Below are 20,235 nucleotides of genomic sequence, written 5' to 3' on the forward strand. Positions count from 1 at the left end.
AAAGGGTTATAAGGGTTAAAAAACGTCAGATCATTTAACCTTACAACATCTATAACTCTTAACCTCTCCCAACCTTAATAAGTTAAAAAATGTTAAATACTACGAAGTGTTCGTAATTTGACTAATCTGTTAGTTATATTTGTGATATCATTAGTCAACCTCTTAAAAGATATCACAGTTTATGAAAAAATTATTTACGCTGATCTTATGCATGTGCGCCGCCGCGCTCGCAGCCCATGCGCAAAAGCCTGATACTACACAGGCTGTAGTTCATTATAAATTCTCGCACCTGCGCGATACGCTTAAACCTAATGAACCTTATACGGAAAACATGGTGCTGTTTTTAGGCCGTAACGCAAGCGTCTACAAAAGCTACGACCGCAAAATGCAGGACGCCATGATGCGTAAGCAAATTGCCGATCAGATAAAAGCAAACGCCGGCGCAGGCGGAAATATTAATATTAAACGCGGCGGACCGGGAATTACCAATAACGAGTATTATATGTATCCGGCGCAAAAAAAGCTGGTTCGTAAAGAGCGCCTGGTAAATAATTACCTGATAGAAGAGCCGCTGCCCGTTATTAACTGGAAGATTAGCGCCGATACCGCCAGCTTTTCGGGCCTGAAATGCCAGAAGGCGACAGGCCATTTCGCCGGCCGCGATTACACCGCCTGGTTTTGCCCCGACCTGCCTTTTCACAGCGGCCCCTGGAAACTGAACGGCTTGCCCGGTTTGATTGTGGAGGCCTATGATACCAACAAGCAGGTTGTTTTCAAATTTGATGGAATGGATGATGCCAGTAAACTTGAAAAGCCGGCCCCCGGCGCCGGCGACGGCAGCACCATACAATCCGGCGGTATGGTTGTTAAAATGATAGGTATGGAAGATGCCAACGAAGACCCGGGTATTATCTCCCTGCCATCAACCGGTATAAAAACCACCGAAAAGGAGTTTACTAAGCTGAAAGAGGCCATGAAAAAAGATCCGGCCGCCTTTATGCAAAGCGCAATGGCAGCGTCGGGCGCAACTATGCGCATAGCGCCGGGCGTAAATACCAACATGAAGTTTCAGGTGGCCAACGGGCCTGTAATTAATAACCCGTTAGAACTGCCAGAAAAGAAATGAGTTTATTAAAAAGACTGGGAGCGGCATTCGTTTTTTGTATGCTGTGCTCTGCCGCGGGTTTTGCCCAAAGCCTAAAAGGTACGGTCACCGATAGCCTGGACAAAGCCATTTCATTTGCAAGTATAAACCTTAAAAACAACGGCAACCTCATCATTGCTTACACCAGCAGCGATGACAAAGGCAATTATACCCTGCAAATACCTGCCGATGCAAACAAAAGCGGCCTGGTTATAGAGGTAAGCTGCGTAGGGTTTTCAAGGCAGGCCAAACCGGTTACCGATGCTGCCGCAACCTACAACTTTAAGCTTGCCCACTCGGTAAACCAGTTAAAGGCTGTAACCGTGAAGGATAATAACCCGCGCTTACGGGTGCATGGCGATACCACCGATTATAAAGTATCAGATTTTAGCAGTCCGCAGGACAGGGTAATTGGCGATGTGATAAAAAAGCTGCCCGGTATTGATGTGGCTAAAGACGGCAAGATCAGCTACAACGGCAAGGCCATATCCAACCTGTATATTGGCGGAGATAACCTGCTGGATGATAAATACAATATAGCCACAAGTTCCATCCCTAAGGGAGTGGTTGATAAGGTGCAGGTGATGGAAAACCATCAGCCGGTAAAAATGCTGAAGGATAAGGTAGTGAGCGAAGATGTGGCTTTAAACCTCACTATAAAAAAGGATGCCAAGCTGCAACTGGTTGGCCAGGAGACCGTTGGTGCAGGCCTGCCCGATAAGTACTATGCCGACCTTAACGCCATGATGTTTAAGGATAAATACAAGGCAATAAATTACTTAAAGGCCAATAACACCGGTAACGATGTGGCATACGACCTGGTATCGCACAACCTGTCCAGCTACCTGTCAAGGCTGGATAACGACAAGCCGAACACTGTATTGTCATTAGGCACCGCCGGCGATCCCGACCTGCCGCGCAACCGCTACCTCTTTAACCAGGCAGGTATATTAAATTTGAATAACCTGGTAAATTTGAAAAACGATGTACAGGTAAAGGCCAATATATCTTACCTGCATGATAGTCAGAAGCAAAACTACACCAGGTTTAGCGAGTATTACCTGCCAACCGATACCATCCGCTACGCGGAAGTACAGAACAACCGCCGCCGCCCGGATATTCTGCACACCCAGCTATCGGCAAACGTTAACCGCGATAAATATTACCTTACCAATAACTTTATTGCCGATTACAGCCGCAATACCGGCTACTCGGCGCTAACTACCAACGGCACGCCCGTCAACCAGATTTTTAGGGATAATTTGATGGACCTATCAAACGAGTTTAACCTGATGAAAACCAGTAAAAGTAACAAGATACTGGAGTTTTACAGTTACCTTAACCGTAGCACCGAACCCGAGAACCGCGTCATAGACCCCGGCCTTAATCCGGATATCTTTAACAACGGCTTAGCTTATAAGCAGCTAACCCAAACGGTAGATATCCCTACCTGGTTCACCAATAATTACATAAGTTATAAAGTACCGGGTAATTATTTAACGCAAAGCTACAAAGCCGGGTTCAGCCTGCAATCGCAGGACCTGCAATCAGCGTTAAATGTTACGCAGGCAGATAATTCGGTAAACCTATTATCAGACAGTGCCGTGAACAACCTGAGCTGGCAGCGACGTAAAGCATATGCCGAAGCGGGTTTCGATATCCCCGGCAATAAATTAAAAATGAGCATAACGCTGCCGCTAAACCTGCAGCAGATAAGCTATAACGATAATTATTATAAACTGGATAAGGACCTTACCCGTTTATATTTTAACCCCCGCGTATCGCTTAAATACCAAACCGGGGTTGAGAACTATATTTCTGCGGGGTATAACTTCCGTAACGATATTGGCAACATACAGGATGTTTATAACGGCTATATCCTAAAAAACTACCGCTCGCTGTATGCCAATAACGCCGACCTTACCGAGCGCAAAACGCAAAACGCCATGCTGGGCTTTAATTACCGCAAGGCCATTACCCTTTTCTTTTTTGGTGTAAATGCGTCGTACAGCCACATCAATGCCAATAACATCGCGTCGAGCATATTAACCGATAACATCCAGCAGCGTATTGTATTGCCATATAACAACAATGTAGATTCGTGGACGGGCAGCGGCAATGTCAGCAAATATATTTTTGGGTTGCGCACCACCGTTAGCGCTGGCGTATCGGTACAAACTACAAAGCTTAACCAGATACAAAACAATATTATATTGCCTTATAACACCATTTCTACAACGTTTAGCGCCGGTGCCGATACCAAGGTGAGCAGCACCGTCAACTTTAGCTATAAGGCAAATTACGACGAAACAACCAGCAAGTCGCCGGCTGTGGCAGGCGCCAGTAAGTTTCAGCGGCTGATACAACAGGCATCGGTAAATTATAACCCGCTTAATACTTTGTTCTTTAGCATTGCTGCCGACCATTATTATACGCACCAGCAGCAGGCCAATGACCTTAAATACATTTTTGCTGATGCATCCATGAAGTACAAGTTTGATAAGCTAAAGCTTGATTTGGAACTGAGCGCACAAAACCTGTTCAACACCAAAACATACAGCGCGCTGTACCTGTCGGCCAATACCTTTACCAGCAGCTCGTACACCATACCGGGCAGGTTTTTGCTGGCTAAGGTGATGTTTAATTTGTAAGATGGGTTATGCGTAAAATCTGTCAGTCATGAACCTGTCGAAGGCTTGAACGCCAGATAAGTTATACCGACCGTTACCGTTTGGCCCGTTGTAAGGCTTCGTATCCAGCGCTAATCATAATCCTTATCAGTCGAGGGCATTATTTCCATCAAATAATCGCCGCAAACAATGCCGTTAGCTATAATACGGTGTTGGCCGCTTTTGGCCGGCGTGTCAATAATTATAGAATGTATGCCAAGGTTATACATCCCCATATTTAGCGAGGTTAACTTTACCGGCTGGCCGTTTGTACCCATAAGGTGGTCGGTAACCGGGTTAAGCTGCCCGGCTTTTTTTATGCTGTTATCTGCCAGTACAACAGGTTGATCCAGGGTAACCAGCAAGGTAACATCGTTGAAACTAAGCTGCATAAGCGTAAGCGACGGAAGGTCCGTCTCACCAAGACTATGTACAACGGCTTTTGGTATTACACCTGTGGGTGTCCATGCCGATACAGTATAGCCGATTTTTAATTGTTCTATGGCTGTTGTGCCGTTGGGGGTTGTAATAAGTGTGCCGTTTGCGAAAGACATCTTTAAAGTTTTAGGAAAGATAATTATTATTTCTGGTTCGGTAGTATTGGCGAGGTCATTTGAAAACTGTGGGAGATCTTAACTATTAAACGGAAAAAAATAGCGATGGGTTTTACCCATCGCTATACTATGTACTAATGTTTGTTATGCAAACTCCACTACACCGCGTCAGACAACGAGCTGAACGTAAAATCCCTTATCCGCATTGGCGGTATCAGGGCGCTCTGGCTGCTTTCGCCGCTTACAGTACGTTCTGCTTTGCCAAGGGCATCCAGGTTGTTCAGCATGATAACCGGGCTTTCGTTAAACCTGAAGTTCTTTATCGGGAACTTGATCTGCCCGTTCTCGATGTAAAAAGTACCATCGCGGGTAAGGCCGGTATAAAGCAAGGTTTGGGGGTCAACCGGGCGTATGTACCACAGGCGGGTAACCAAAATACCTTTTTCGGTACCTTTTATCAGTTCTTCCAGGCTTTGGGTGCCGCCCTCCATGATGATATTAGAAGGGCCGGGAACAGGTTTTACGCCTTTTTTTTGCGCCCAATAGCGCGAGTAGCTCACATTCTTTAGCACACCTTTTTCTATCCAGCTCATTTTTTGCAGGGGCTGTCCGTCGCCAGCCCAGGGGCTCGAGGGCACTTCGGGGTTGGTCGGGTCCGAGTAAATGTTCACCCGTTCGTCAACCAGTTTTTCGCCCAGGCGTGTTTTGCCGCCCGGTTTGCTTAAAAAACTGCGGCCTTCGTCGGCGCTGCGGGCGTCAAGGCTGCCGTACAGTTGCTCAAGCAGTACAATGCCTGCCGCGGGTTCCAGTATCACGGTGTACTTGCCCGGTTCCAGGGCTTTGGCCCCTGTTGACGCGGCCGCTTTTTGCGCGGCAATTTTGGTAAACCCAACCGCGTCCATCTTAGCTACATCGTTATAATCTTTGGTTACATAGCCAGATCCCTGTCCGTCGCCTGTGCGCAGTGTTGCCGAAAAGTTAACATTAGTTGAGGTATCGTAAAGGAATAACCCTTTCGAGTTCATGACCGAACTAAAACCGCTGCTGCTTTGCAAAAAGCCTGCCGCGGTAAGTTTGTTTTGTTTGGCAATGTTAAGGCTTTGCTCAACCATGGTAGTGCGCTGCGCAGGCGTTAAGGCCGCGGTTGCCGGTATAAAGGTTTTTCCGCCCGGACCGTAGGTTTGCGGCCCTAAAAACGGCATGTATTCCGGGTTCTCGGGTGCCAGCTGCGCAAGTTCTTCCGACCGTTTTACAGCATGTTGTATGGCCTCGTCGGTATATTCGTTTAAAGTGATAACCCCGAGTTTTTTACCATATGCCGATGATACAACCATGCCGGTGCTGCTGATAGCGCCGCTGGTTGATACGTTGTTGCGGGCATACCTGATGTTGGCCGAATCCGACCCGTAAAGGTTTATTTCACACTCGTCGGCTTTTGAATAGCTCAGCGCTTTTTTAAGTATCGCGCGGCATTCATCTTCTGTTAAAATAGCCATATCTATATTTTTCTTGCTGTGTTAATTACGTTAACCCCGTTAAAACGGGCTGTTGATGAACCGTGCGATACCGCGCTGGCCTGCATAGGCTGGCCCTTACCGTCAAAAAACGACCCGCCTAAGCGGTAATCATTTTTATCGCATACGGCTGCGCAGGCGTTCCAAAACTCCTGGGTATTGGCCTGGTAGGCCACATCGTTTAGCATACCCACAATTTTGCCGTTTTTGATCTCGTAATAAAGCTGGCCGCTGAACTGGAAGTTGTAACGCTGCTGATCTATCGAGAACGAACTGTCGCCGATGATGTAAATCCCTTTTTCTACATTTTTGATCATGTCCGCAGGTGCAAGCGTTTCTTTGCCCGGCTGCAGTGATATGTTTGGCATACGCTGAAACTGAACATCGCGCCAGCTTTGGGCGTAGCAGCACCCCTGCGACTCTTTTAAGCCGATAATGTGCGCCTGGTCGCGAATAGCCTGGTAATTTACCAGTATGCCGTCCTTGATGATATCCCATTGCTTGGTGCCCACGCCCTCGTCATCGTAACCAACAGCGCCAAGCGAACCCGGCTGCAGTTTATCGGCCACAATGTTTACATGCTTGCTGCCAAAGTTAAATTTGCCTGTTTTCCACTTGTCCAGTGTAAGGAAACTGGTACCGGCAAAGTTGGCCTCGTAGCCCAGCACACGGTCGAGCTCGGACGGATGCCCCACCGACTCGTGGATGGTAAGCCACAGGTGGCTTGGGTCAAGCACCAGGTCGTACTTGCCCGGCTCAACACTTTTTGCCTTCAGCTTTTCGGCGGCCTGTAAGGCAGCCGCGCCCGCATCTTCCAGCATGTCGTAGCGGTCGCGGTATAGGGTGGTCTGGCTTTTTATCTTATCGCTTGCGCGCGGTACCAGGTACTCATAGCCCATTCCGCGCGGTGCGCTTAACGAGCTGCGGGTTTCAAACTTGCCGCTCTTTTCGTCAATTTTGGTAACACCGAACACCGGCCAGATGCGGTGAATGTCCTGGTCGATGTACGAGCCATCGGTCGACGCGAAATACTTTTGCTCGTTCACCATAAACAGTACCGAGTTAACGTAGTTGGCGCCGTTCTTAAACGCGGCATCGTTAACCGATAGCAGCAGGTCGGTTTTCTCTTTCATCGGCACCTCAAAGGCGTTGCGCTCGATAGGTGTTTTCCAGCTAACCTCGCCATAGCCCTTTTGCGGGGCCAGCTGTACCGGCTCGGTTTGCAGGCGCGAGTTTTCTTTAGCAATGGCAACGGCCGTTTCGGCAGCGCGTGCAATACTGTCGTTATCCAGCCTGTCGGTAGCGGCAAAACCCCAGCAGCCATTGGCAATAACGCGTATGCCCATACCGTAGCTTTCGGTATCAACAATATTCTCGATATTTTTGTCGCGCGTAACCACGTACTCGTTAAGGTAGCGGCCCAGGCGCACATCGGTATAGGCAGCGCCTTTAGCGCGGGCGGCATTAAGGGCCACATCGCTCATGCGCTTTTTTATGGCCACATCAACATCGCGCATGCGGGTACCGGGCACAATGGGCGAACCAGCCGCGGTAAACCTGCTAAGCATGGAAGCACTTATGCCCATGCCGGTAAGGTAAAGGAAATCTTTTCTTTTCAAAATGGGTCAGTATTTATTGCCTAAATATAATAATTTGATATGCGGATATGCAAATATGGTTTTAGATGTGCGGATGTGCAGATCTGTAGATAATCAAGCCGGCCTTGCAAGTGCAAAGCGGTTCTCAATGGCCTATTGCCTACTTTATAACTAAGATTTGTACGCTATCGCTACGCAACAACGCAGGGTTACATCTTCCCAAACAGGTCTTCTATCGCCTTTACACGGTATTCAAATATCTTCCTGATCTTACTGGCAACAAGCAGCTTATTGGTTAAACGGCCTATAGCGCCGTAGGGGATAGCGTAGTTGAGGATATCGGTCATTTCAACACCGCCGGGTATTTCTTTAAAGTGGTGCTGATGATGCCATAAAGCGTAGGGCCCAAAACGTTGTTCGTCTACAAAATATTTACCATCCTGCACGTGGGTAATTTCGGTCATCCAGTTTAGCTTAATGCCCAGCATGGGCGATATTTTGTAGGTAATGATCATGCCGGCGTACATTTTCGTCTCGGCGGTGTAATCAGATGTTACCACAAAACGCATATCAGGCGGCGTTATCTTTGCCAGGTTTAGCGGCGACGAAAAAAAATCCCAGGCCTCATCTAAACTGATGGGGATTTGCTGTTTTAGTTTTAAGGCGTATGTTTTCACGAGGGGATAACAGGCTGGGTAGGTAATTGTTATATGGTTAGCTCCATTAATTATAGTCCGTTCGCTTCCGTAGCAATTGGCAGGTTCCGGCGGCTCCACTCGCTCCACGATCCTACATACAGCTTTGGCCCGGTAATACCCGCGTGTTCCATGCCCAGCAAGGTGTGGCAGGCTGTAACGCCCGATCCGCAATGAACGATCACATTCGCCGGGTTTACACCGCCAAATGTCTCCTTGTATAGCGTAGCCAGCGCCTGCGCGGTTAGATATTTGCCTTCGGGCGATAGGCTGTTACTGTAAAACAGGTTAACCGCGCCGGGTATGTGCCCTGCAACAAGGTCAAGCGGTTCCGTATGGCCCAAATAACGCTGCCCTTCGCGTACGTCGATTACCATGCGGTCGTCGGCCTTGGCGGCTGCTTTAACTTCTTCTATATCTACTGTGTTGCTGTATTGGGCAGGGATTGGATATGCTGCCGCCGGTTTGGGTTGGTAATCATCGGTGCTTAATTCAATGCCTTCATCTGTAGCAGCTTTTAGGCCGCCGTTCAATACCTGCACGTTGGTAAGGCCTATCGAGCGCAGCATCCACCAAAGGCGCGCGCCGCCCATGGCAGCGTTCTTATCATCATACACCACCACATGGCTATCGGGTGTTATACCCCAATGCCCCAATGTGCTGGCAAAGTCTTTCAACGATGGTAGGGGGTGTCTGCCCCCATAAGCAGGGTCGGCAGGGTGCGCGGCCAGATCATCATCCAGCGTGGCAAAAATGGCGTTGGGCAGGTGCCCGGCAAGGTAACGCTCGTGCGCATTAGCCCCTGCGCGTACATCAATCAATATCGTAGCCGGGTCAAATACCCGGGAATCGGTAATTTCTATTAATGGGGACATTCTTTAGTGATTAGTTAATTAGTGATTAGAGATTAGGGACACTCCTTAATCACTTCGCAGGGCAAGTTAGAAAAAGCCCGGCACAAATAAAATTGCCAATAACTAATCTCTGATCACCAATCTTTATTCTCTGACTACTGCACCATCTTATTGGCACAGCACGAGCTTGCAAAGGCTTCGGGCTTGGCTTTAAATACAAAGCCCATGCTTAATATATAACCCATAGCCTCGTGCAGGGCGGCATTGCTTTTAAACATAGGGTTGGTGTTGATATCGGCATGTACTTCAAGACCCACATCGTAAAGGTCAAGCAGGTCGCAAAGCTTATAGGCAATGTCAATAGACTTTTGTACTTCGTAAAGCATCCGCTCTTTAATGCTCATTTTTTGCGAGGTGCGCTCCTGGTGGATGAACATGAATGCGCCGCGCTGTTCACGAATAAAAACAATAACAGTGGCAAAATCGGTAACCGAGCCTTTCACCTGCGAATCTGTACCGATACAAACTTTTAGTTTATTGCCCAGGTTGGTTTCCCGTTCAATGGCAGCTTCCACTTCTTCCAGTATAGGTGTTTGGATCACCTCTCCGCTAAATTTTCTCCAGGTCATAAAAATAGTTTTAGAGTTATTTTAGTACGGCCTTTTTACAGGTCTATAAAAATAAGCGATAAACTATTTTATAAACGTTAATGCGCAGTAAATTATTTGTTAACATTTAGCTGAATATTAACATGTTAGCGCTATCGAGCCCTTGAAATTATTGAGGTTATGTTAATAGAATTGCATCCCATCCGGCTTTTCCTTAAATTTAGTCTACCAATTATGAAAAAGCTGCTACTGCTATTTATTGTCCTTGTACTTACTTTCCCGGTATTCGCGCAGGATGCAAGATCTGTCTGCCTAAAAGTAAATGAGCTTAACAATCGCGTATTGAACAGCACCGTTAAACGTTTGGATGCCGCAAAACAGTTTAAAACGCTTATTGACCAGTTAGACAAGATAATACCTAAACCTGTGGCTTTTGGGCCGTGGGCCTTTCCTTTAAAAGGCTATAATAGCAACGCAATTGGCGGCACCAACGGCAATGGCTACAGCGATAAAGGCTACAACTACCTGGATGGCAATAAACACACCGCCCATCCTGCACATGATATTTTTATACGCGACAAAAATCAGGATGGCATTGATGATAAAACCGGCACCCCTGTAAACGTACTGGCAATTGAGGATGGTGTAGTAATAGCGTGTAGTAGTCAATGGGAACCGGCAAGCACCATGCGTGGCGGCAAATTTATCTGGGTGTATCACCCCGAAGGTTTTATATCCTATTACGCCCATAACCAGGTAATATTTGTGCAACCCGGCGATGGGGTTAAGCAAGGCCAAAAAATAGCCGAGGTTGGCCGTACCGGGCTTAATGCTTATAAGAAACGCTCGCCTACCCATTTGCACTTTTCCGCCTTTCATATAAAGGATGGGCTGCCCGTACCTTTTAACCCTTACCGGCAACTGGTTAAATCAACAGCACAATGAAAAATATCTTATCCCTGGTATTACTAATTGCAACCATGGCATTTGCCCCGGACAATGTGCGCACCCGCTTTAAGCCATCGGCAGGGTATAACCATGTTGCTGTTGCTCCGGGTAGCTTTGGGGCTTACCTGCAAACCCTTCGGCTTAAACCAGCGGGAACGCACACGAGAACTTACACCGGCAGTATTGCCCATACCGACCCTTATACCGCCGCAGTAATTGATATGAGTATTGGTACACAAGACCTCCAGCAATGCGCCGATGCCGTAATGCGCCTGCGAGCCGAATACTTGTACCAACAGGGAAATTACAATGCCATTGCCTTTAATTTTACCAGTGGGTTTAAATGCGACTATACCCACTATGCCAACGGTTACCGCTACGCTAACGAGCGGTGGGTATTACGGGGTAAAAAGGATTACAGCTACCCTAACTTTCTACGATACATGAACCTGGTGTTCTCTTATGCCGGCACACTATCGCTTCAAAAAGAACTGAAGCCCGTTACCAACCCTAACGATATAAAAGCTGGTGACGTCTTTATAAAAGGTGGCTCGCCGGGGCATTGTTTTATAGTGATGGATGTTACCGAGAATGCCGCCCATAAAAAGCAGTTCCTGCTGGCGCAAAGCTTTATGCCCGCTCAAAATATACAGGTGCTGCAAAACGGATCACCGTGGTTTAGTCTGGATACAATAGCAGACATACCTTATGGCGAATTGGTGAATTTTAAATATTTAAAAAGATTTTGATGAGCTGCGAAAGCAATCAACAATTTTTTGATTTGCCTGTTATCATATCATGACAACACCTGCAAACAACCACGATAAGCCGTCGCCATCTGATACGCCCACAGATAGGCCTAACGATGAAGGCCACAAAAGTGTAGTGAAAAATAGGGATAAGGAATATCATGCTGACGAGCCGGAGCAGGAAAACGTAGCGAAGTATTACGAGAACCGCGAACAGCCTGTAACGCCGGTTAAGACCCCGCCCGCTGATGATCAGCCCGACGCATCAGATGATGACGCCCGCCGGCTGGAATCTAAATAACGCGCGTTCGGGGAAAGCCTCACCTAAATCCTCTCCAAAGGAGAGGACTTTCATCTAACCTCTAAACTATAACAAGGGCTTAGCTATGCCGGCCGAATTAAATTGCAGATCGTACAGTTTGCGGTAGTAGCCATTTTCTATACGCAGTAATTCCTGGTGAGTGCCCATTTCTTTTATCTCGCCGTGGTCAAGCACGATGATCTTGTCGGCATTTTGTATGGTTGATAAGCGGTGGGCTATTACAATAGCTGTACGGCCCTGCATCAGCTTGTTAATGGCATTTTGTATCAGCAGCTCGGTTTCGGTATCTACGGATGAGGTAGCTTCATCTAAAACCAGTATAGCGGGGTTATACACCAGCGCACGGATAAACGAGATCAGCTGCGCCTGCCCTGCCGAAAGGGTTGCCCCGCGCTCCATCACATTATAATCGTATCCGCCCGGCAGGCGCTCAATAAACTCATGCGCGCCCACATCTTTTGCTGCCGCGATAATTTCGTCGCGCGTTATGGCGGTATTGTTCAGGCTGATGTTGTTGCCGATGGTATCGGTAAACAAAAATACGTCCTGTATAACCGTAGCTATCCGCGATCGCAGGTAATCTACCTTATACTCGCGTATGTCGTGCCCGTCAACCTTAACCTCACCCCGGCCAATATCATAAAAGCGGTTAAGGATGTTGATGGTGGACGATTTGCCCGCCCCGGTTGCGCCAACCAGTGCCAGGGTTTCGCCGGGTTTAATATGAAAGTTTATGTCCTTTAGTACCCAGTTCTCATCATTATAAGCAAACCAAACGTTGTTAAACTCAATTTCGCCGTTTAAGGCCGGCGGCGCAAGCTTACCTTCGTCGATAGCAACCTCATCGGTATCTAAAACCTTAAATATCCTGTCGGCGCCTACCATACCCATTTGCAGCGTGTTAAATTTATCGGCCAGTTGGCGTATCGGCCTGAAAAGCATGTTGAGCAGCACAATAAACCCCGTAATAACGCCGGGAGTGATACCATTAGGCGATGCCGACAGCGCGTGCATCTGCTGATCGTTCAGGATGCGTTTACAGCCATACCAAACCAAAAGCGCTATACAAATGGCAAACAAGATCTCGACCACTGGGAAGAAGATAGAATAGTACCAGTTTGAGCGGATGTTGGCATCGCGGTATTTTAAATTGACCGCTTTAAACTTGCGCATTTCCTGCTCTTCGCGGGCAAAGTATTGTATAATGCTGATACCGCTGATGTGTTCGGCCAGAAAGGTATTTAACTGGGCTACCTGCGTGCGCACTTCCTGGAAGGACGATTTTATCGCTTCCTTAAAAACATATGTAGATGCAAAAAGCAGCGGCATGGGTATCAGTGTAATGAGCGCCAGTTTCCAGTCCTGCCAAAGCATGTACCCGATAACGGCAAATACCAGCAGCATATCGCCCATAATGGAGATGAGTCCTTCCGAAAAAATATCGGCGATGGTCTCCAGGTCAGACACGGTACGCGTAATCAGCATCCCGATAGGTGTACGGTCAAAATATTTTAACCGCAAGCTGGTGATGTGGTTAAAAATATCTACTCTCAGGTCGCGGATAACCGACTGCCCCAACGAGTTGGTCAGATAGGTTTGGTAATATTGCGCAACAGTTTGGATAAGCAGCTGAGTGATCATCAGCCCAACCATAAAAACCAGGCCGTTGTAGTTGTTGCCCAATATCTCCTTATCAAGCGTTTTTTGTATCAGGATGGGCTGTACCAAAGCAATGCCCGCCAAAAAAATGGTAAGCAATGCCGCTATGATAAATGTGCCATTATAAGGCTTAACATAGCGCATAACCCTCCCCAGCAATTTCCAGTCGAGCGCCTTACCTGTAACTACAGCAGCCCCCCCACCCCCTGAAGGGGGAGTTTTTGAAGTATCTTTTTTATTGTCTTTACTCATTTATTAAGTCAAATTTGTTCCCCTTTCAGGGTTAGGGGCTATATAAGGGTACCTTACTTCTGTTAAATACAAGCCGCACGCCGGTACGCTCATTCCCGCGTTGCGGCGGCTTTTACTTTCGATGATGTTGCGGATATCTTCCGGCTGCATTTCACCACGCCCCACCATGATCAGCGTGCCCACTATGGCCCGCACCATGTTACGCAAAAACCTGTCGGCAGAGATATGAAAAACGATGCCGTTTTCCGTCTCCGCCCATTCCGCTTTTACAATTTTACAATTATTGGTTTTAACCTGTGTATTACTTTTACTAAAACAGCTAAAATCTGAGTATTCCATGATAATTGCCGCCGCCCGGTTCATCAGTTCCAAATTTGGCCTGTCGCGCAGCAGCCAGGAGTAGCCGTGCAAAAACGGATCTTTTTCGAAGTGGATATGGTACGCGTACGAGCGCAGGGTAGCGTCGAACCGTGCGTGCGCATCAGCATGTACTGGGATGATATTTTTTACGGCGATAGCATGCGGCAGCAGGGCGTTTAACCCCCTAACCCCCTGAAGGGGGAATTTTTGAAGTGCTTCTTCAGCGCCCCCTTCAGGGGGGTGGGGGGTAATATGCGCATAATACTCTTTAGCATGCACGCCGGTATCTGTACGGCCGCAGCCGGTGGTTTCTATGGGTTGGCGCAGCAGGGTTGTCAGCGCTTTATCCAATAACTCTTGTACGGTAACGGCATTTGGCTGCACCTGCCAACCGTGATAGTTGGTGCCATCGTAACTTAGCTCAATAAAATATCGCTGGGTGTTGGCCACGGTACAAAGTTAACATCATTTGGCAAACTTATTATTTTGTGAATTCTACGCTTTTTAGTAGTCCGGAATTCGTATCAATCCCCACCCTATAGCAGGCCAACGAGTTTGCATAAATTTCATTGCCCCAGGAAGTAAATCCGACATACAAATCATCTTCAAAACACAAGTTAGGCACAGATAAAAACCATTCTACATCAAGAGTTCTGCTTAAACAATATAAATTTGACTTGGCCCGATATTCAAAGTTAAAGGGGGCTTCACAAACCAAGACCCGGCCGTCTGCTAATATTTCTACCTCGTAGAAACTGGTAGAGAGTGGCGAATGCTTTTTAATGACTCCAAATTCGTCAATAAAACTTATCACATTACGTAGAAAATCTATTTTCATATAATTGAAAAATAAAAGTAATTAAAAAGCATTTATCTTTGTTTCAATCTACAACCCTTAAAAAAAATGCTACAACGTATCCAATCCATATACCTGCTGTTTGCTTCATTAGTACTTTTTGCGCTCTTCATATTCCCGCTCGCACATAACATTTTTGTGGGCGGTAAACTGGTGAACGTATCTGTTACCGGCGTTTACGAAATTGTTAACGGGCAGGATAAGCAAATACAGCAATTTTTGGCGCTTACCATTATTACTGTTATTGCCGCGCTTATACCTTTTGCGGTTATCTTTTTATACAAAAACCGCAAACAGCAAATAGCACTTTGTTACAGCGCCATACTGCTGCTTATAGGCTACAGTTTTTGGATGGCGCAAACCGTTAAAAAAGTGGTTGGCCAAATTCAGCTGGAATATAAGAACATGGGTATTGGCCTGTTTTTAACCTCGCTGAGCATCATACTCATCATATTCGCGGTTAAAGCCATCCAACGCGACGAAAAGCTTGTAAAATCGGCCGACAGGCTGCGGTAAACTGCATGGCAAATAAAGCCGGGTTTATAGCCCGCCTTTACGTTCTGTTACCTTTAGCAGTTCGGCGGTTACTTTATCTGATGTGATGCCCTCGGCTTCGGCTTTAAAATTCATTAATATACGGTGCCTTAAAACAGCAGGCGCCATGGCGTGGATATCCTCCATCACAACCGAATAACGGCCTTTTAGCAATGCCCTCGCTTTAGCGGTAAGTATCAGTGCCTGCCCTGCGCGCGGGCCGGCGCCCCAGCGTACCCATTCTTTTACGTAAGCTGTATTAGTGGTATCGGGCCGGGTAGCGCGGATCACCTCACTAACGTATCGGGTAAGGTCTTCATTGATAGTTACCTGCCTTACCAGCGCCTGGGCCTGTATAATTTCGTCAGCGGTGATCACGGCCTGCACATCTGCCTTTTGGCTGCCCGTGGTGCGATTCAATATCGCGAACTCTTCATCCGGGGTTGGGTAGCCAATCTTGATCAGCAGCAAAAACCTGTCGAGCTGTGCCTCGGGCAATGGGTATGTACCAGCCTGTTCAATGGGGTTTTGCGTAGCCAGGATAAAAAAAGGTTTATCCAGCGGATAGGTTTGCCCGCCGTAGGTAACCTCAAACTCCTGCATGGCTTCCAGCAGGGCCGACTGCGTTTTGGGCGGCGTACGGTTTATCTCGTCTGCCAGTATAATGTTGGCAAACAACGGGCCTTTATTGAATTTAAAGAAGCGCCTTCCGGTGGCATGGTCTTCCTCCAGTATCTCGGTACCTATGATATCCGTAGGCATCAGGTCGGGCGTAAACTGTATGCGCCTGAACGACAGGTGCAACGCCTGCGACATGGTTTTAACGATCAGCGTTTTAGCCAGACCGGGCACACCCTCAAGCAGGCAATGCCCTCCGGCCAAAAATGCAACCAGCAGTTCGTCCAGTATAGCATCCTGCCCAACAATTACCTTTTGTATCTCGGCTTTTAATGCCGGTAATTTTTGCAGCAGGGCATTTATGTTTTTTTCGGTCAGTTCCAATGTGTTATCAATTATATAACTGTCAGCGTTTTTATTACTCACCCGGTCTTAGCTTCGCCCGACCACCCTCTCTGCTGCGCAAAGGGGGTTTTTCTCGCCGTCCTTCGGTAAGGGTTGGGGTGAGGCTCTGAGGCTACAAGATATTATGCTTTTAACTAAATACCATGCTTTTTTATAAAAATCACGCTAAAGTATCTAAAACTTTACACCCTGTTATGTTTATTAATAATAGCGGGCAATATTTTTGTTTAATTTTAGTCCCGATATCTATTGGGATCGGCGGCAAATGGCATACGGGCAAAAATTCACTTTTACAAGGTTAAGCTACCACAGCGGCGATTGGGACACCGACCAGCGTATGCCGTCAAACCTGCTTAACTCTTTGCTTGAATATACCACTATCCCCATTGATACCGCCGAAAAGGTGATCCCCCTGAGCAGTGAGGATATTTTTAATTACCCTTTTTGTTATCTGAGCGGCCACAAACTGGTGCAGTTTGACGCTAAGGAGAAAGCCAACTTTAAAAAATATGTACAAAACGGCGGCTTTGTTTTTGTTGACGATTGCAACCACGATATCGACGGGCTGTTCGCCAAATCATTCGAGGCGCAAATGGCGGCATTGTTTGGGCCAACAGCCCTGAAGAAGATACCCAATACCCATAAGCTGTACAGTTCGTTCTTTAAGTTTGATAAAGGGCCGCCAACAACCGCCTTTGAACTGAACGGATGGGGCGACGACCTGGTACACGATTACCTGAAAGCCATTGAAATAAATGGCCGCATAGGCGTATTGTACAGCAGTAAGGATTACGGCTGCGAGTGGGATTACGACTTCCGCAACAAGCGTTTCCTGGCCGAAGACAATACCAAATTTGGGGTAAACATTATTGTTTACGCCATGAATTCGTAATTAGCATTATATTTATCGGGATTTAAAATTTACATGACAGAAGGCTACTATATATCTATAAACGACCGCGAAGAAGGCCCTTATACGCTTGAAGAATTGCTGGGTATGCACCTTGAGTTGGATACCATGGTGCTATCGCCGCTGGGCGGCGACTGGCAGCGGGCATCTGACCTGCCCGAACTATTCGACTACTTTGAAGCGCAGGGCTTTTATTTCCCTACCGAGGATAATCTGGCCGGATTTTGGTGGCGCCTGCTGGCTTACGTTATCGATTCGGTGATCGTATCCAACCTGCTGTCGCTTGTTACGGGTGATATTACCGCGCCTATTTATAAAAAGATGTTAGATAATACCCTCACCAAAGAGGATATGCCCCTGTTTTTCCAGGTTACCCTAATGAACTTTTTGGTGTTTGCCTTTTACAACGCCATTTGCGAGGCCACCCCGCTGCAAGGCAGCCCGGGCAAAAAAATATGCCGCCTGGTGGTTGTAGATACCGACGGCCGCAGGCTGAGCATGGGCCGGGCGCTGCTACGTAACCTCAGCAAGTTTCTTTCGCAGATCGTTTTCCTGGTGGGCTACCTTGCCATTTTATGGGACGACCACAAGCAGGCCTGGCACGATAAGATAGCCCGCACCTATGTGCTGGTACGGAACAGGTAGATGTGCAGGTGTGCGGATATGCAGACGATTTTTGCCCTGTTGGTGTTGTCACCAACAAGCCGCCATGCTAAAGCGGTCGGTTATCCGTCTAAAGGTTGTTGGTGACAACACCAACAACGGCGAATACCAACAAGCCGCAATGCTAAAAGCGTGTCGGTTATCTGTCTAAAAGGTTGTTGGTGACAACACCAACAACGGCGAATACCAACAAGCCGCCATGCTAAAAGCGTGTCGGTTACCTGTCTAAAGGTTGTTGGTGACAACACCAACAACGGCGAAAAGGTTGTTGGTGACAACACCAACAACGGCGAATAGAACTACTTACAATACATCTTAACCAAAGCAATGGCCTCTTTTGAACCTAAGGTGATAGCCTGTTTAAAATCGGCGCAGGCGCCTGTTGGGTCTTTCATGTTTAGCCTGGCCTGCCCGCGCAGGGTGTAGATCTCATCATTCTTTGACTCAAACTTAAGGGCGTAGTTAAAGTCGGCGTTAGCGCGGTCGTTATCGCCTAAAAAGCTGCGCGCCAGTCCCCGTTTTGCAAATACAATGTTGTTGTCCAGATCGATAAACAAAACGCTGTTATAATCATCCACAGCGCCCTGGTAGTTCTTCATGGCCATGCGTATAGCGGCGCGTATCAGGTAAGGTTCCTCGTCACCCTCGTGTATCTTAATGGCCTTATTTACGTCAGCCAATGCGCCCGGGTAATCTTTCAGATCGAGTTTAGCGCTGCCCCGGTTACTGTAAGCATCAACAGATGCCGTATCAAGCTTTAAGGCGGCGTTATAATCAATGATAGCGCCATTAGGGTCGCCGGTACTTTGTTTGGCAGCACCCCGGCCAACGTAAAACGTAGCCACCTTAGGGTTTTTGGCTATTAAAGCGTTTAATATCGGCAGGCTTTCGCTGTAAAAGCGTGCCTTCATCATGGCTTTTACCATGCGGGCGTAAAAGTCATCATCGTCGGTGCCAATATCTGCTATCTTTTTGAAATCGGCTAAGGCACCCGGCCTGTCGCCGGTCTTCAGGCGGGTATTGGCGCGCCTCAGGCGGGTTTCCACGTTGCCCGGTTGTATCTCTAACGATTTGCTGTAATTTTTAACTGCCGTACCATAATCCTTACGGTCGTAAGCGATCATCCCCAACACTACATACGCGTAATCGTTGCCCGGGTTGATTTTTATGCCCAGGTTAAGGTCGGTTAAGGCGGTAGCGGTGTCCTTCAGTTCAAGTTTGGCACGGGCACGGGTGATATAGGCGTAGCTGTTTTTGGCATCCAGTTCAATTGCCTTATCAGCATCTTCCTTAGCGCCGTCGTAATCTTTGCGGTCAAGTTTCAGATCGGCGCGGTTCTGGTAAGCATCGGAGTTTGCTTTCAGCTCTATCGACTTATCAAAATCCGTAATGGCCCCTTCCTTATCATCCAGGTTACGGCGTACCATGCCATCGTACAGGTACAGTTCCGAGTTGTTAGGGTCCTGCTTTATGGCCTGGGCAAAATATTCCAGCGCGCCCTTCTTGTCGTTGCTGTTACTCAACGCGTTTGCCAGGTATTTATACAGGTTTGGCATTTTTGGGTTAAGTACAATCACCCTTTTATAATCGGCAATGGCAGCTTTGTAATTTTTAAGGTTACCGTAAGCATTGCCCCGGTAAAACACCGCTTCGGCGTTTTTAGGGTTCAGGGCTATGGCCGCGGTATAATCGGCAATAGCGCCTTTAAAATCGCCGATGTTGCCTTTTGAGTTAGCCCGGTAGTAGATCAGGTCAGAGTTTTTTGGGTCGAGGGCCACCGCTTTGTCGTAATCTTCAATGGCGCCTTCGTTATCCTTCAGGTTGCTTTTGGCTACCCCGCGATACTCATACAAAGATGGGTCTTTAGGGTCTAACGCAATGGCTTTGGTAAAATCTTCAACCGCGCCGGCGTGGTCGCCCAGGTTGGCTTTGGCGTTTGCCCTGTAATGGTACATATCTGCATTGGGGGCCAGGGCAATGGCTTTGGTAATATCGGCTATGGCATCGACATATTTTTGCTGCGCGTTGTTTGCGTTGCCGCGATAAAAATAGGCGAAGGGGTTTTTAGGGTCAAGCTCGATAGCGCGGTCATAGTCCTGAACGGCCATGGGGTACTCCTTCAGGTCGTTATAGGCGTTGGCGCGGTAAAAGTAAGCGCGGCCGTTCTTGGGGTCAAGCTGTATAGCTTTAGTGAAATCGGCAACGGCGGCGTTATAGTTTTTTTGGCCCGCCTTTGCATTACCACTCTGCATAAAGCTTTCGGCGGTTTGCGCGGCGCAGCAAACCGGGAAAAGGAAGAATATCAAAAGTAATCTGACCATGG

General features: G+C 47.6%; 19 protein-coding genes. 8 read left to right on the top strand and 11 right to left on the bottom strand.

What is annotated here, in order from left to right; genetic code table 11:
* The first annotated feature begins 181 nt into the window (after window positions 1-181).
* Both GWR56_RS08275 and GWR56_RS08280 read left to right on the top strand, forming a co-directional pair.
* Complete coding sequence (locus GWR56_RS08275; RefSeq protein WP_162430651.1) at window positions 182-1,126, top strand: GLPGLI family protein; 945 nt, start codon at window positions 182-184, stop codon at window positions 1,124-1,126.
* On the top strand, window positions 1,123-3,795 hold the full coding sequence (locus tag GWR56_RS08280) for a TonB-dependent receptor (protein WP_162430652.1): 2,673 nt from the start codon (window positions 1,123-1,125) through the stop codon (window positions 3,793-3,795). The genes GWR56_RS08275 and GWR56_RS08280 overlap by 4 nt, the downstream gene beginning before the upstream one ends.
* A gap of 110 nt (window positions 3,796-3,905) precedes the next feature.
* Here GWR56_RS08280 and GWR56_RS08285 read toward each other — a convergent pair whose 3' ends face one another.
* The 6 genes from GWR56_RS08285 to GWR56_RS08310 all read right to left on the bottom strand — a co-directional run bounded on the left by GWR56_RS08285 (window position 3,906) and on the right by GWR56_RS08310 (window position 9,657).
* Window positions 3,906-4,367 (bottom strand): hypothetical protein, encoded by a 462-nt coding sequence (locus GWR56_RS08285; RefSeq protein ID WP_162430653.1) that lies wholly within the window; start codon window positions 4,365-4,367, stop codon window positions 3,906-3,908.
* A 158-nt stretch (window positions 4,368-4,525) separates the two neighbouring features.
* Window positions 4,526-5,863, bottom strand: a complete 1,338-nt coding sequence (locus GWR56_RS08290; RefSeq protein WP_162430654.1) for a TldD/PmbA family protein — start codon at window positions 5,861-5,863, stop codon at window positions 4,526-4,528.
* 2 nt (window positions 5,864-5,865) lie between these two features.
* Window positions 5,866-7,500: a TldD/PmbA family protein gene (locus GWR56_RS08295; RefSeq protein WP_162430655.1), complete on the bottom strand. Its 1,635-nt coding sequence runs from the start codon at window positions 7,498-7,500 to the stop codon at window positions 5,866-5,868.
* 188 nt (window positions 7,501-7,688) lie between these two features.
* Window positions 7,689-8,156, bottom strand: a complete 468-nt coding sequence (locus GWR56_RS08300; RefSeq protein ID WP_162430656.1) for an SRPBCC family protein — start codon at window positions 8,154-8,156, stop codon at window positions 7,689-7,691.
* Window positions 8,157-8,206: 50 nt separating this feature from the next.
* Entirely contained in the window at window positions 8,207-9,049 is an 843-nt protein-coding gene (locus tag GWR56_RS08305; protein WP_162430657.1) for a sulfurtransferase, read from the bottom strand.
* Between the two features lie 134 nt (window positions 9,050-9,183).
* On the bottom strand, window positions 9,184-9,657 hold the full coding sequence (locus GWR56_RS08310) for a ribonuclease H-like YkuK family protein (RefSeq protein ID WP_129877731.1): 474 nt from the start codon (window positions 9,655-9,657) through the stop codon (window positions 9,184-9,186).
* A 213-nt stretch (window positions 9,658-9,870) separates the two neighbouring features.
* On the opposite strand from GWR56_RS08310, the gene GWR56_RS08315 reads away from it, so the two are divergent.
* From GWR56_RS08315 to GWR56_RS08325, 3 genes are read left to right on the top strand one after another with little or no spacing between them, the layout of a single operon-like run.
* Window positions 9,871-10,581, top strand: coding sequence for a M23 family metallopeptidase (locus GWR56_RS08315; RefSeq protein ID WP_162430658.1), 711 nt, complete (start codon window positions 9,871-9,873; stop codon window positions 10,579-10,581).
* Window positions 10,578-11,333, top strand: coding sequence for a DUF4846 domain-containing protein (locus GWR56_RS08320; protein WP_162430659.1), 756 nt, complete (start codon window positions 10,578-10,580; stop codon window positions 11,331-11,333). Before GWR56_RS08315 ends, GWR56_RS08320 begins: the two co-directional genes overlap by 4 nt.
* Window positions 11,334-11,382: 49 nt before the next feature.
* Window positions 11,383-11,634, top strand: a complete 252-nt coding sequence (locus GWR56_RS08325; RefSeq protein ID WP_162430660.1) for a hypothetical protein — start codon at window positions 11,383-11,385, stop codon at window positions 11,632-11,634.
* A gap of 66 nt (window positions 11,635-11,700) precedes the next feature.
* Here GWR56_RS08325 and GWR56_RS08330 read toward each other — a convergent pair whose 3' ends face one another.
* The 3 genes from GWR56_RS08330 to GWR56_RS08340 form a co-directional block, all read right to left on the bottom strand.
* Window positions 11,701-13,458, bottom strand: coding sequence for an ABC transporter ATP-binding protein (locus GWR56_RS08330; protein ID WP_238395357.1), 1,758 nt, complete (start codon window positions 13,456-13,458; stop codon window positions 11,701-11,703).
* A gap of 111 nt (window positions 13,459-13,569) precedes the next feature.
* Window positions 13,570-14,376: a tRNA pseudouridine(38-40) synthase TruA gene (truA, locus tag GWR56_RS08335; protein ID WP_162430662.1), complete on the bottom strand. Its 807-nt coding sequence runs from the start codon at window positions 14,374-14,376 to the stop codon at window positions 13,570-13,572.
* Window positions 14,377-14,407: 31 nt separating this feature from the next.
* Window positions 14,408-14,764, bottom strand: a complete 357-nt coding sequence (locus GWR56_RS08340) for a hypothetical protein (RefSeq protein ID WP_162430663.1) — start codon at window positions 14,762-14,764, stop codon at window positions 14,408-14,410.
* A 66-nt stretch (window positions 14,765-14,830) separates the two neighbouring features.
* On the opposite strand from GWR56_RS08340, the gene GWR56_RS08345 reads away from it, so the two are divergent.
* Window positions 14,831-15,298: a DUF4293 domain-containing protein gene (locus GWR56_RS08345; protein ID WP_162430664.1), complete on the top strand. Its 468-nt coding sequence runs from the start codon at window positions 14,831-14,833 to the stop codon at window positions 15,296-15,298.
* Between the two features lie 24 nt (window positions 15,299-15,322).
* On the opposite strand, the gene GWR56_RS08350 is transcribed toward GWR56_RS08345, so the two are convergent.
* Complete coding sequence (locus GWR56_RS08350) at window positions 15,323-16,318, bottom strand: MoxR family ATPase (RefSeq protein WP_162430665.1); 996 nt, start codon at window positions 16,316-16,318, stop codon at window positions 15,323-15,325.
* Window positions 16,319-16,604: 286 nt separating this feature from the next.
* Between GWR56_RS08350 and GWR56_RS08355 the strand changes: the two genes are divergently transcribed.
* Window positions 16,605-17,231, top strand: coding sequence for a DUF4159 domain-containing protein (locus GWR56_RS08355; protein ID WP_162430666.1), 627 nt, complete (start codon window positions 16,605-16,607; stop codon window positions 17,229-17,231).
* Between the two features lie 33 nt (window positions 17,232-17,264).
* Window positions 17,265-17,894 carry an RDD family protein gene (locus GWR56_RS08360; RefSeq protein WP_162430667.1) on the top strand — a complete coding sequence of 210 codons (630 nt, stop codon included), beginning with the start codon at window positions 17,265-17,267 and terminating at the stop codon, window positions 17,892-17,894.
* Between the two features lie 317 nt (window positions 17,895-18,211).
* Here GWR56_RS08360 and GWR56_RS08365 read toward each other — a convergent pair whose 3' ends face one another.
* The gene (locus tag GWR56_RS08365; RefSeq protein WP_162430668.1) at window positions 18,212-20,233 is read right to left on the bottom strand and encodes a tetratricopeptide repeat protein; all 2,022 of its coding nucleotides are present in this window, start codon (window positions 20,231-20,233) and stop codon (window positions 18,212-18,214) included.
* Between the last annotated feature and the right edge of the window lie 2 nt (window positions 20,234-20,235).

Source organism: Mucilaginibacter sp. 14171R-50 (assembly GCF_010093045.1).
GTDB lineage: Bacteria > Bacteroidota > Bacteroidia > Sphingobacteriales > Sphingobacteriaceae > Mucilaginibacter.